This is a genomic window from Sulfitobacter sp. BSw21498 (assembly GCF_006064855.1).
In the GTDB taxonomy this organism is placed as follows: domain Bacteria; phylum Pseudomonadota; class Alphaproteobacteria; order Rhodobacterales; family Rhodobacteraceae; genus Sulfitobacter.
The window spans coordinates 108,598-121,214 of sequence record NZ_CP040754.1 but is presented as its reverse complement, the minus strand read 5'-3'; the positions used below and the strand labels follow the sequence as shown (position 1 = coordinate 121,214).

The following is a 12,617-nucleotide window of genomic DNA, read 5'->3' as shown; positions in this document are numbered from 1 at the left end:
CGTGACGTATCGACATAAGTACCGACCGATAGATTTTGATAAGTCAGATGTCTCACTGGAGGTTGCTAGGGCAGGTAACTGCCATTTAATCAAAAATTGACGAATATTTCGATTGGCTTGGTGAAGCCAAATTTGTTGTCCAGTTTAATCTCAAGACATCGCGGCACAGATCATCCGACACTTACTTCTAATCGAGTGATGAAACATATCCAAAAAAGGAAAAACTATGAAAAATGTCATCTTGGCTGGTTCTGCTGCACTAGCTCTCAGTGCTTGTTCCGCAACAAATCAGCTTTCAGAGTTAAGTGATTTTACAAGAATGACGGGTTCAGAAATTCAAACCCTGTTACCGGGAAACTCGTTACGTGGAACAGACAATACCGGAAGCTATGTAATCTACTACTCTTCTGCGAGCACAATGGAAATCGATTACACTACTTCTAGGCGCAACCGAAGAGATACTGGGACCTGGCGAGTTTCGGGAGACCGTTACTGCCGACAATGGGAAGAATTGGGTAAAGGGAAAGAGCGCTGCGTTACCCTTTTCAGACGCGGCAATACCATTCACTGGGTTCGAAACAACGAAGTGACGGACCGATCTGTGCTAGAAAACGGAAATCCGGCAGGATTATGACAGATTGAGCCAAGCCGCTAAATCACATCCTGTCCGGAAATTCCGGGCAGGGGGACAGAATTGCCATTGACGATACTGCTCCAATCGATCGCATGGTTTGCTTTCATTTGGCTTCTCAGTTGACATCTGCGTCGTCGGGCAAGGTCTGCTTAGTAATACCGCAAGGCGGCGTGGGTTGGCTTGATGAGTGGTTGAAATTCGGGGGCAATCTTTTCTGCCTTCCGAAATCGGTTATTCCTGCGCTCCCCAGCATATGGAAGTGTGGCTCGTTTTCCTCTTTCGCTGTATCATGCACGAACGGCTGGTTTCACTATTGTATGGTCCTACCCCTAGTAGTAGAGCAGCCCATATTGCGCGATTTGTTGTAAGGTGCGGCAGCTGCTTGCCAATCAGTCAAAGACTACCTGTTCATATGATATGAAAAGGTCAACGTGTTAAAAATGAACCCCATGTAAGCAACACATTGAGTTAAACGCGTCATCGGAAGGTGTTGTCTAGCTGCGCTTACTTCGCAGTGCCATGTTGAAACCATTTAGCCGTAACGCCGCAAACATAAGACACGGCTACAACCAAAAACAGGGTCGTCGTAATTACGCCCAGCCACGGCGACCAACCCGCAATCCATATGGGAAATGCCACTGTTGGAAGCCCGATGATAAAGCCACCCAGGCGATCTGCTACTCTACTATTGTTCATTCTCAGTCACCTCTTTTAAGGCAAATTTTGCAAGGCGCTCACGTTCCATTTGCTCGCCCCACTGCTTCATTTCGTCCGCATCGGTAAACCCATGCGACATGGCCCATAGGTCGGCCTGCTCCTTAATTACAAATTCCGCGTCTGGGTCCGACATGCTCATCGTCTCCCCAATCTGCCTAGCCTCGCAAGCTGTGCCAGCATTTGCGATCCAGTCCCCGTCGATGGATTGCCCCCTGTGGGTGTCACATTTGCCATTCCCGGCCGTTGAGGCATTTGTTGCACCCCGAACATCTGACGCGCTCTGAGTGCGGCGTATTCTGCCCCACTTGCCCCCCCAACGAGATAGCGATTGTAGGCTTGCTGATTGCCCATCGCCGCCCGCATGAATCCGTAGCTGCCACCCAGTCCTCCTGAGAGCGCAGGCATCATGATGTTTCCAGAAATCGCCCGTACGATGAATGGCGTTGCGACGATGAACCCTTTGGCCATCAACACCATCATAAAGAAGGGAATTAGCGCGCCGATGTTTGTTGCCCCTTCGGGATCGCCAAGCTCCCCGATCAATGCGGAGGCAACTCCTGTGATCGTTGCAAATACGCCCGCCAGGACAATCGGATAAATGGCAAAGGAGATCAGCGCGGAGAGCCAACGCGTAAAATAGTCTTTGGTGACGTCAAACAGTGTCAAAAAGATCATGATCGGCGCGATCCCGATGAGAAGGGCGATCATTAGACGTGAGGCGACTAGAATGAACGCCGCCAGCCCACCAAGGATCGACAACATCAGCACGCCAACGATGTCGAGCATTGCGCCCGCCATCCAGTTGAGTTCCGATCCTGCCGCATTGAGATACTCGCCAAGCTCGGCAATGAGTCGGTCAAATTCTTCGGCGAATGTGCCCGAAGGGCCGGGCACGCCGCCGCCCACGGATGCGACAAGTGCGCCTGCAATACTGTCGATCCCTGCAAGGATCGCCGACGACAGTGCATTGAACTGAACCCAATTGGTTGCAAATATCCCGATGAGCCCGATCTTTATTGCTAGCCAGAACGCCGTTCGCCCGTCCATCGCTTTGTACTGATAGATCATGTTCAGAAAGACGAAGATCACGACGACCGTTGTTCCAAGGACGAGCAGCGTCCCAACCGTTGCGGCTACCGATCCGAATTGCGTTTCGGCGGCGGTGTCGAGATAGCCTTGGGAGGTTTCAACGAAGTAGGTGACAACGCTCATTTCAGGAGGTCCCTACCAATTGCCTGCGGCTTCGCAGATCGCTTGGGCTTGAGGTCGAAGTTCATTTGCACGGCGGTTGTAAATGTCCGAGGCTTGCAGCATTTCTGAACGGTCCGCATCGGCGTGGTTTTCCCGAAAGGTGCTTTCCGCAGAATCCCAAGTTGGGAAGCGCGTGGCGCAGTCGCAGGATCCCGTTTCAACGATCCGCGCCATGCTCTGTGCCCGATAAATGTCTTGGACCAAGACACGCTGGTAGGCGTCGCGCAGCGCGATGTTTTGCATCCAATCGGGTTCGTTTGGGCGCTCAGAACAGACATCTGGAATTTTCTCGAGGCTGGGGATCAGATTGCGCTCCGCCACCGAGGGCGGTGCAAGCAGACCCAAACCAACGGTAAGCCAAGTGAGGCAGACAATCCGATACGTCATCGCGTGCCTCCAACGTCAGCGGCCTCGGAAGTTTCACGTTTTAGGAAAGCCGTGTGCCCGATATTGGCAAACTCGGACGAGCTGATTGAGACCACCTCCCACCCGATCTGGCCCTTCGCATTCAACGCGGCCTGCATCTCAATGAGGCTGTTTTTACGATCCATTGGAAATGATAGGATTTCATACTCATAGGTTTTCATGCTGATGCTCCAATCTGTTCCATGCTGGGGAGGTAAAATTCGGTGATGCCGCGCGCGCCGTTGTGACGCCCGGTCTGGATAATCACGTCGATGGAATTTTCGATGTATCGAACCATGTCCGCATAGGTCATCGGGATTTCTGTTTTGAGGGCGGCGATCGCCAATCGCTGCACCGCCAGTTGCGGGGTTTCGGCATGGAGCGTGGTCATTGATCCGCCGTGACCCGTGTTAATGGCTTCCAAGAAGGTCATGGCCTCTTTGCCGCGCACCTCGCCGAGAATGATACGATCCGGCCGCATGCGCAGCGTCGCAGTGAGAAGAACGTCTGCCGTTTGGAACTCTGCATCGCGGTTGGCGATCAGCGTCACCACGTTAGGTTGCGCGGGCAGAAGCTCGGCGGCCTCCTCGATGGTGATAATCCGCTCCTCAGCGCCGACATGCGAAAGTATCTTGCGGGCGGCCACGGTCTTGCCTGTTGACGTACCACCCGAGACGATCATGTTGAGCCTATTCTCAACGCAAAAGGCCAGCGCGTCGTCGATCACGCCGGATACCACGACTGCGCGCAGTTGTTGGGTTTTCTCTTGCCGTAATTCTTCGAGTTTGCGCTCTTTGCCAAACAGAAACGACAGCTCAATTTTATCGAGAGAAAGGCTTGAGAAGAACCGCAAGCTGATCGACATGGCCGACATGACAGCAGGTGGCGTGATGACCTGCGCGCGGATCGGGCGGTCTTTGTAGGCAATCGAGACCGATACGATGGGCCTGTCTTTGCTCATGGTGGTGTTTGCGCTGGAGGCAATCTGATTGCCCAGATCTTTGACGACAGTCTCCGACAGCCGCTGATCCAGCAAACGCATGAAGTGATCGCCTTGGAATTCACCCCAGCAGGTGCCGTCGGGGTTGATGCAAATCTCGATGACATCGTCGCGGGACGCGGCATCCAGCTTATCAAGTGAGGTTTGAAGATAGCTCAGCGACATAGGATCAAAATATCTCCAGATCGCGGTCGACCATGACGGTGACGCGGGCGCCTTGGTCGACGTAGATGACGGGACCGATGGAGAGATAGTCGCTGATCACGGTGTCAGTCGCGTCGGCGAGGTCGTCACCTACATCTTCCAGAACACCAGCGGCGGCTTCGTCTTCGACCGAGGCGGCTGCTGCACTTGGGGCCGCCGAGATGAGCGAAATCAGAGCTGCAGATCCAAAGCGTTCCGCAAAGCGCGTGTCCACGAAGCCGGTCACGCCGGAGCGTCCCAATTCGTCGCCGCCAAAGGAACTGATCTGGACGGTCTGATTGTCTGGTAGGATGATCCGGTCCCAAGCGATGGTGACGCGCTGCTTTGCAATATCTAGCCCCGAGCGATAGCGCCCGATCAGCCGCGACCCGCGTGGGATAAGAAGGCGCGATCCATCAAAGCTGAAGACGTCCTCAGAAACGACTGCACGGGTTTGTCCGGGCAGGGAGCTGTCGAGTGCGGTTTCCATGACAGCCTGAATCATAGTGCCTTGAATGATGGTGTTGGAAGGATTGGCGATCACCTGTGCTTGGGTGACGGAGGTCGGCAGCGCGCCGTTCAGGACAAAATCCGTCACTTCGCCGAATGTGCGCTCTGCAAGCGGGATTTCATTCGCTCCTGATGTTCCGCCAAATGCAATTGTAGGGGATGCAGTGCGGCGCTCCTGAAACGCGCGTTCTTCTGCTGCGCGGCGCTCAAGATCAGCCATGCGGCGGGCTTCCTCTTCGCGGCGCAACCGTTCTGCCTCGCGCGCAAGGAGGTCTTCTTCGGACGGCCCGATAGGAACCGGTGCAGGCACTGGCCGATTGGCCTCAAGTTGGGCCAACTCCAAGTCCATTCGGATTTGTTCCAGCTCGCGATCGCGCGCCGCCAGTTCGTCCTGAAACAGCTGTTGAGCTGTTTGGGACGCAGTTTGCAAGGCCGCGATCTGAGCTGTTAGCCCATCAATGGCGCCCGCAGCCGCCGTGTCTTCTTCGACGACGGGTTCCGGGGCGTTGCGCAATTCCTCGATCTGGGCCTGAAGGGCAGCCAGTTGCGCGAGGAGCTCTGCGTTGGGCTCATTGGGCGCTGTCGGGGCTACGACAATTTGGGTTTCCGGGGCAGGGGGCGGAGGTATGGCTTCGATTGCACCGAAGCCGTCACCCTCATTTTGAAACACATCAGGTGTGGCTGTTGGCAGAGCCGTTTCCGCATCTGGTCCGGAGACCACGTAGAGAACGGCGCCACCTGCACCAACGAGTGCGACGACGATGAGGGCAAGAAGGGGCGAGCGTCTTGCCTTAGGTGAACTCCCTCGATTTCCGCCCATTTCTAGTGCGGCGAGGCGTTTCTCGAGCTCTGCGTCTCCCGTATCGCTCATGATGACGCCCCTGCTGGTGGGGTTGCTTGAATGCAAACCACCTCCTCCCCGAGACGCAGCACCCACTGCGTGTTCACGCCTGAGACGCGGATTACACCGTCCTCGACGGCCTGCGTGTTTACCGTGCGCTCTCGGCCACTGGAATATCGGAAGATGGCTGGCACAGGCGCATTTCGGGCAAATGCGAAATACGTAAACGTCCCGTCATCCCAGACGCGTGTCGGAGTGAACTCGGATTGAGTGCTAGCCCCATAATTATAGTTGGGCGCTTGTTGGGCGATGGCGCGGGCCGGTCTCGCGTCATCATCAGGATAGCGGAACTGCACGACATAGAAGGTGGGACTTTGGGTCTCTTCGACGTTGAAGTAATAGCTACGGCGATTGGTATAGACCGTCACATTGGTATGGACGCCCCGCGCGACGGGCTTGATCGCGAAGGCCTGTCCCCCCGGAACGCCGTCGATTTCAAAGCCTTCTGTGTCGCCTGCAATGATGGAGCGGATGCTTTCCCCCTCACCAAATTCCACAGTGGTCACATGTGTCAGAGACACACTGAGACGATAGACCTGCGCTTCTTGATAGGTTGCAAGCCGGACGCGGCTGTCATTGGGTCCGCCACGCGGAATGGCTTCAGCAATGGCTAAACCCGGCATCATGGCAAATATAAGAATACTGAATAACTTTGTAAGCAAACTAGTTCTCCAATCTGTCGGAGCGGATGGAATATTCCAGTACGGTGAAGCCAAAGGGATTAGACCAAACCTGATCAATGGAGCGGCTGGCCTCAGGGCGGAACTCAAACAAAAGCGTGGCAGTGAAGAGGCCGGTCTGAACGCCATTGATGGAGTTGAGGCGTTTGCGCAGGCGGACTGTGGCGCGATTGGTGCCGATCCGGTTGATGCTGAGGACTTCGACATCCAACCGACCGCTCGTGCCATAAAGCGTGGGCGGGTAGTCCGCATTGGCGCTATTCCAGATTTGGCGCAGAGAGGCTTCGGCGGCACCGTCCGAGCGACGCAGCACACTACGGACCCGGACATCGTTGTCGAGTTGGTTGTAGACCTCGCGATCACTGATGTAGCGGAACACTTCCGCCTCAATGATGGCTTGGTTCTCTGTGACGGTCGTTGCTCCGACTGAGGCTTCTGGCAGTGCAAAGCCAGTCGATGGATCGTAAGGGACAACGACGGGCGGCGGATCAATATCGAGGATCGAGACAGCCGCAGCACTCAGACACCCCAGAATACCAAAGATGAGGCCAATCAAGCCAAGCCGCTGCCAAAGACGTTCGCGCCGCAGGGCACCGTATACCAGCTCTTCTTCAATAATGTCTTGTTCACTCACCACGCTTTACACCCCAGGTTTAATCAGCACTGAGATCAGGCAAGGTGAAATCCATGAACCGCTGCTCTTCGGCGATGGTTGCGGCATCGATCACACCACCGGTGCCGTCACCGACGGTTTGAATGGCTTCAAGCTGCCACATGGCAACAAGCGCAATCGCAAGTTCTGCCGTCACACGCGTGTTGAGATCGACGCTTTCCTTCAACTCATCCATGTCATCGATCAGGCCGACCAGCCGATCGACGCGCTCAAGTGATTGGCCTGCATCGCCGTAGCTGTTTTGCGCAGCGGCCGAGACCAGCGCACCAGTTGTGGCTTGGGTCGCAATCCGATTGGCACTTGCGTTCCCGCTGCTGGCCATTTCCGAAAGCGTGTCGTCGTCAAATCCAAGATCAGCCAAGACGCGGTCCATCTGGGTTTCGATCTCGCCTGCACCCGACCCGGACAGGCCCGAGAAGTCCCCATTCTTAATGGCCTCGATGGTCGCGATGATATCGCCGAACTCTTGGTCGAGGAGACCGTTAAGCTCGTCCTCCATTTGAGTGCGGATTATTTCCGGCAGTTCGGCAAGACGGGTCAGGGCCTCATAGGTGCGTTGCAGTTCCGCAAGTTGGTCGGTGAGTGTCGCAAGCTGTTCGCGGAGCTGCACCAACTGCTCGTTTTGCAGGATCTCGTCTTCGATCATCTGTCGGAGCTGCTGGATATTTTGGGCGATGTTTTGGGTGTCGACCACAGGAACGCCTTGCGCGAAGACCGAGGTAGGTGACGTCGCGTGGAGTCCGAGAGCGAGCGTCCCAGCCAAGGCAGTCCTCAAAAGCCATTTGGATCGATGCATCAGTCCATCTCCTCGATTGTGAAATCCATGAAATTCCTTTCGGCCATGCGGGCGGAGGCTTGGGCCAATTCAACCGCGCTCAAGGCCCGTGTTCTTGCTGCTTGCAGGCGAATGCGAGCCGCGACGAGGCGCACGAGTTCAGCGCGGGCATAAGTGTTGAGCGCGACACTCTCCTGCACATCCTCGGTCGTCGAAATGCGCTCCACGATGTCACGGATCCGCAGGGCGGCCTGTCTGATAGCAGCAGGGGAATTGTTTCCGTAGAAAGCAGCGCCATGCCCTGTGATCGAGAGATTGGCATTGGCCAGAAGAGATGGATCGATTGTTCCCAGGGCTTCGATACCGCCGATCCGGCTGAGATAAAGATTGTAGCGTTCTGGGATGACGGTGACGTAGTGCTGGGTCTCAACGAACGGAGGCACGCCGCTGTACTCAAAGACCCTTCCAGGACCAGCGTTATAGGCGGCAAGCGCGTTGATGATGTTGCCGTCAAAGGTGTTGAGTTGCGTGGCCAAGTACCGCGCACCGCCATGCACCTGCAGGTAAGGGCTGTCATAGTAGGCAGGATTGATACCGAGGTCGCTCGCGGTGCCCGGCATGATTTGGGTCAGGCCAAATGCGCCAACGGGAGAACGCGCACCGATGGTAAAACGGCTTTCCTGCCAGATCAGGGCCTGTAGAAGGGCGCGCCATTGGACGGGAGAGAGTCCGGCGCGCCCTACGCCCGCAAAGCCGCTGGTTTCTTGAGCGACGCGGATAATAAGTTGTTCGATATTCTGGGCCGCATCGCCAAACATCTGCGTCCCCGCGGGATTGGGATCAACCTCGCCTGAGCCATAGACTGCCTCCACCGATCGGGCAGGATCTCCACTGCCAGATTCCAAACCCGACACCATTGCGGGCAGGCCTTGGCCTCCAAAGCTCGATTGGGCATTGAGGATACGCGCCAGCGTTTCCAGTTGTTCGCGCTCGATCTCGGCGATGAGTTCGCGCACGGATAGCTTGTCAGCTTGAGTCGCAAGATCGACTTCACGATCACCGGTTTCCACAATGTCGCGCGCGGTCAGACCGTTGTCGACCGTTGGCACGCCTTGTGCGACCGCGAGACCGGGCAGCAAAGACACGCAGAGGATATGAGCGAGCTTAGACAGCAACATCACCCTCCGACCCGTTCATAGGGGTAAAGATGCAATCTGGCGCAACCGGAGCAACGGCAGCCAAGAACGTAAAGCAGTTGGCTTGAGGCTCTTGGTACTGCGCGCAGGAGGCGAGGACGCCGAGTGCGGCGAGAAGGGTCAAAGTGCGTTTCATAGCAGTCTCCAGAAATCAGGACGGTCGCGGTAGTCAGCACCAACAAGGGCTTCGCCTTTTTCCATGCCGCCAAGGATGGTGAGGTTGGGGCCTAAAGCCCTGAGATCTGCATCGACAACAATGGAACCTTGGTCGTCGCGAATAAGCGCCAGTCGTGAATTGCTGCCTGTGTTCAGCAACACGTCGAGTTCTTTCTCGAAGAGGTTCAGCATGGCGTAGTCGGACGCATGGGCGCGGATGTTGGGTAGAAGAATTTGCGTTGGCACCGCTTCAACGATGGTCTTGCCGGTGCGCGTGCGTTCCAGCTGGCTTGCATATTGCGTCATCATCACAGCTACGGTGTTTTGCTTGCGCGCCGTCACCAGCCAGTTGGACAGGCGTTCGGCAAAGTAGGCGTTGTCGAGGGCTTTCCAGGCCTCATCGATGATGATGATAGTGGGGTGGCGGTCTTCAATCTCACGTTCGACGCGGCGGAACAGGTAGCTCAGAACGGCCATGCGTTCTTTCTCGGACTCAGAATCCAGAATGCCAGTCAGATCAAAGCCAACGACGTCGCCTTCGAGAGAGAACGTGTCTTCCAAGGATTGGCCAAATATCCAGCCATAGCGACCATCGCTGGTCCACTCGAGCAGGCGTTGGTGCAAATCGCCGCCATCATCGGTGGAGACAAAGAGCGAGGCAAAGTCTTTCCAATTACGCAAAGCTGGATCCGTAGCGTTTGCGTTCTGGCGCACGACCTCTTGGATGCGGTTCATTTGGACAGGCGTCAGCGGCTTGTCCGCGCGGTAGAGCAGGGTGGCCAGCCAGTCCGACAACCAAGCCGTGCCGCGATCGTCCACCTCGGTCCAAAGCGGGTTGAGGCCGGTGGCTTGTCCAGCCTTCAACGCAGCATAGCTGCCCCCATTAGCGCGGACCGCCATCTCCATACCAAGTCGGTAATCAAAGACGAAGATCCGCGCGCCTGCTCGACGGGCTTGGGTCATAAGAAATGCGGAGAGGACGGATTTACCTGAGCCGGGCCGCCCCATGATCAGGGTGTGACCGCTGGTAGGTTCTTTGTCTGGGCTGCCTTGCTCGTGATACGAAAACCGATAGGCACTTTGCTCCGGCGTCGGCAGCATGGTGATCACTTTGCCCCAAGGCACCTCACTGGCGTCCTTGCCAAGTTGCGTTCGATGAAACGCCGCGAAATCTGCAAAGTTGCGATTGGTGATGGCACTGGCGCGCACGCGCTTGGGTTGGTTGCCGGGATGTTGGCTGAGATAATGCGCTTTCGCTGCAACCCGCTCGCCGATCATCTTCACGCCTTCAGCTGCGGCGGCGTTGACGATTTCAGCGCTCAACGTCTGCAGTTCATCAAGCGTGTCGCAGAAGATCGTCACGACCATATGGTGTTCACCAAAGCTCTGGCGTTTCGCCTCGAGATCATCCGCGGCGATATCCAGCGCTTCCATCAGCGACAGGGCCGCGTCCTGTGACGCCTGCATCTGTCGTTTCTGTCGCTTGATCCGCCCGGCCATGAGGTTGGAATTGATTGGCGTGAACGAATGGGTGACTATCATGTCGACAGGCAGGTTGAGCATGTCGAACATGGTGCAGGAGGTTGCCTCGGAGTATTCGCCGATGGTGAAGCTCTTGCCATAGCGATGGCCAACCACGCCGTCGGAAAGTTCAAAATGATCTTCCCGGAAGGTCACGCGGGTGTTGGCAACATTGAAGGACAGGAAACCGTAGGTACTGGCAGGAAAGAGCGGCAGTTCCTGACCGGTATTGAGCGCCCCGAGGAACCCAACCAGTTCACCAGACTTCGCCGACAGCACGCGCGGTTTGAGATCGGCCAGCCCCGAGGCAAAGACATTCACGGCCTCGTTCAGCCGTCGAAGGCGTTTTTGTGTTTCTTCTTTGAAGCGCTCAGGTGCGCTGCGATTGAGGAACGGAAGAAAACTCTTGGACGGCGGACGGTGCATGACTGTGAGTGTCAGTGTTTTGTCGCGCAGCCCGCTGGTCGCCAGCTTCTCGCGCCACTGGCGATCCACTTCGCCTGCAAAACTCCCGGCGCGCACGGGTTCAAGCTCCGGCGCGATCGCTTTTGAGACCTTATGCACGTAATAGCTGAATTCTGGACCTAGCTGGGCGACGAGACGGGCAAAGAGTGCTGTGACCTTGTCGAGATACGCATCATCGGTCGTGTAGCTGTTGACACCGTCCAGCCGGATACACTGGAACAGCTCGTTCACCCGCGTCCGCACAGTCTGGTCATCGACCAGACTGACATAGGGCAGCATATGCGCGAGGCGGGTTTCCCGGGCGTACCAGGTCGGCGTCAAAGTGCGGGTATCGACGGCTTCGTCGTTAGTTTCATCACGGGGCATAACTGTCCCCACCATGAATTTGCCGGTTTCGGGTGGGCGGTGTTTCCTGCAGCGCTGTCATCATCACGTCGATAAAGCGGGGATCCCAATCGGCCGCTTTCCAAAGGACGGGATAGAGCACGATCGCAACCCCAAGGATCACGATGTACTGGACCCATACGAACAGCAGCACCGAGCCAAAGAGCCAGACCATCGCATACATGATGGGCAGGCCCAGTAGCTTCGGCGGGCGCACAAGGCCGAGGAAGAGTGGTGAGCGCTCAGCCACCAGCAAAGACTGCGGCGACGATTGTGGGGGCAGCCGCAACACCGGCGATGCCGACGAGTACCCAGAGTGCTTGGCGCAGATCGATGATGTTGAAGAACCAGCTGAGAAAGACGCCAAGCACGGCGAGTGTAGCGATGACCACGCCGAGTGGACCTGTCAGCGCATCGACGATGCCCTGCAACAAGCTTTGGATCGGAGAGAGATCGATGCTTTGCGCAAGGGCTGGCTCTGCGACCAATAGAAACAGCGCCAATGATGCGATGAATAATGAAGATAGATGTCTCATGGGTTTGTTCCTTCCAGTCGAGCGACCACCGCCATGACGCGGGCCACATGATTTTGGGTTTCTCGGTAGGGGGGGATGCCGCCATATTGGCGCACGGCGTCGGGGCCGGCGTTGTAGGCTGCCAATGCAAGACGCGGATCGCGGAATTGCTGGAGCATCATCGCAAGGTAGCTGGCTGAACCGTCAAGGTTCTGCAAAGGGTCGCGGGGATCGACACCAAGATCGCGGGCGGTCGCAGGCATCAGCTGTCCAAGGCCAATGGCACCAGCACTGGAAACGGCACTCTGACGGTAAGCGCTTTCAATCTCGATGTTTGCGCGGAAGAGGGCGAGCCAATCTGAAACCGAAAGTCCCGCGCTGCGCAAACCGGTATGGCTGCCATAACGTAGCGCTGTGGCCTCAATCGCTGAAAGAACGTCCGCACGGGGCAGGGGAGCACGCGGCGCGATGGCGGCTATGCGGATTTCTTCTGTTGTTGGGACAACATCAGGTTCATCAAATATAGCCAGCGCATCGGCCGCCGAGCCTTGGCCTACGCCGTCGTTGTAATTCCGTGCAAAGCTGTTTTGGGATTGCGTGGCGGTCAGTGAGCCGTCGCTCTCCATGACCAGAACCATTTGGGCTGAAGCA

At 56.5% G+C, this 12,617-nt stretch carries 16 protein-coding genes; 1 reads left to right on the top strand and 15 read right to left on the bottom strand.

What is annotated here, in order from left to right; translation table 11 throughout:
• Positions 1-226 precede the first annotated feature (226 nt).
• A complete protein-coding gene (locus tag E5180_RS15535) occupies positions 227-634 on the top strand; it encodes a hypothetical protein (RefSeq protein WP_138925335.1) in 408 nt (135 codons plus the stop codon).
• Between the two features lie 685 nt (positions 635-1,319).
• Here E5180_RS15535 and E5180_RS15790 read toward each other — a convergent pair.
• From E5180_RS15790 to E5180_RS15470, 15 genes are read right to left on the bottom strand one after another with little or no spacing between them, the layout of a single operon-like run.
• A complete protein-coding gene (locus E5180_RS15790; protein WP_171048991.1) occupies positions 1,320-1,484 on the bottom strand; it encodes a hypothetical protein in 165 nt (54 codons plus the stop codon).
• Positions 1,485-1,486: 2 nt separating this feature from the next.
• On the bottom strand, positions 1,487-2,563 hold the full coding sequence (locus E5180_RS15530; protein WP_138925334.1) for a type IV secretion system protein: 1,077 nt from the start codon (positions 2,561-2,563) through the stop codon (positions 1,487-1,489).
• A gap of 12 nt (positions 2,564-2,575) precedes the next feature.
• Positions 2,576-2,989, bottom strand: coding sequence for a hypothetical protein (locus E5180_RS15525; protein WP_138925333.1), 414 nt, complete (start codon positions 2,987-2,989; stop codon positions 2,576-2,578).
• Positions 2,986-3,189 carry a hypothetical protein gene (locus E5180_RS15520; RefSeq protein WP_138925332.1) on the bottom strand — a complete coding sequence of 68 codons (204 nt, stop codon included), beginning with the start codon at positions 3,187-3,189 and terminating at the stop codon, positions 2,986-2,988. The genes E5180_RS15525 and E5180_RS15520 overlap by 4 nt, the downstream gene beginning before the upstream one ends.
• Positions 3,186-4,172, bottom strand: a complete 987-nt coding sequence (locus E5180_RS15515) for an ATPase, T2SS/T4P/T4SS family (RefSeq protein WP_138925331.1) — start codon at positions 4,170-4,172, stop codon at positions 3,186-3,188. Before E5180_RS15515 ends, E5180_RS15520 begins: the two co-directional genes overlap by 4 nt.
• Positions 4,173-4,176: 4 nt before the next feature.
• Positions 4,177-5,571, bottom strand: a complete 1,395-nt coding sequence (locus E5180_RS15510; protein ID WP_138925330.1) for a TrbI/VirB10 family protein — start codon at positions 5,569-5,571, stop codon at positions 4,177-4,179.
• The gene (locus E5180_RS15505; RefSeq protein WP_138925329.1) at positions 5,568-6,227 is read right to left on the bottom strand and encodes a TrbG/VirB9 family P-type conjugative transfer protein; all 660 of its coding nucleotides are present in this window, start codon (positions 6,225-6,227) and stop codon (positions 5,568-5,570) included. The genes E5180_RS15510 and E5180_RS15505 overlap by 4 nt, the downstream gene beginning before the upstream one ends.
• Positions 6,228-6,264: 37 nt before the next feature.
• Positions 6,265-6,918 (bottom strand): virB8 family protein, encoded by a 654-nt coding sequence (locus E5180_RS15500; protein ID WP_138925328.1) that lies wholly within the window; start codon positions 6,916-6,918, stop codon positions 6,265-6,267.
• 16 nt (positions 6,919-6,934) lie between these two features.
• The gene (locus E5180_RS15495; protein ID WP_138925327.1) at positions 6,935-7,750 is read right to left on the bottom strand and encodes a type IV secretion system protein; all 816 of its coding nucleotides are present in this window, start codon (positions 7,748-7,750) and stop codon (positions 6,935-6,937) included.
• Positions 7,750-8,838 (bottom strand): lytic transglycosylase domain-containing protein, encoded by a 1,089-nt coding sequence (locus tag E5180_RS15490; protein WP_138925370.1) that lies wholly within the window; start codon positions 8,836-8,838, stop codon positions 7,750-7,752. Before E5180_RS15490 ends, E5180_RS15495 begins: the two co-directional genes overlap by 1 nt.
• Before the next feature lie 55 nt (positions 8,839-8,893).
• Positions 8,894-9,061: a hypothetical protein gene (locus E5180_RS15785; RefSeq protein ID WP_171048990.1), complete on the bottom strand. Its 168-nt coding sequence runs from the start codon at positions 9,059-9,061 to the stop codon at positions 8,894-8,896.
• Positions 9,058-11,433: a type IV secretion system protein B4 gene (locus tag E5180_RS15485; protein WP_138925326.1), complete on the bottom strand. Its 2,376-nt coding sequence runs from the start codon at positions 11,431-11,433 to the stop codon at positions 9,058-9,060. Before E5180_RS15485 ends, E5180_RS15785 begins: the two co-directional genes overlap by 4 nt.
• Positions 11,423-11,701 (bottom strand): type IV secretion system protein VirB3, encoded by a 279-nt coding sequence (locus tag E5180_RS15480; protein WP_138925325.1) that lies wholly within the window; start codon positions 11,699-11,701, stop codon positions 11,423-11,425. Before E5180_RS15480 ends, E5180_RS15485 begins: the two co-directional genes overlap by 11 nt.
• Complete coding sequence (locus tag E5180_RS15475) at positions 11,694-11,987, bottom strand: TrbC/VirB2 family protein (RefSeq protein WP_138925324.1); 294 nt, start codon at positions 11,985-11,987, stop codon at positions 11,694-11,696. The genes E5180_RS15480 and E5180_RS15475 overlap by 8 nt, the downstream gene beginning before the upstream one ends.
• A complete protein-coding gene (locus tag E5180_RS15470) occupies positions 11,984-12,604 on the bottom strand; it encodes a lytic transglycosylase domain-containing protein (protein ID WP_138925369.1) in 621 nt (206 codons plus the stop codon). The genes E5180_RS15475 and E5180_RS15470 overlap by 4 nt, the downstream gene beginning before the upstream one ends.
• Positions 12,605-12,617 lie beyond the last annotated feature (13 nt).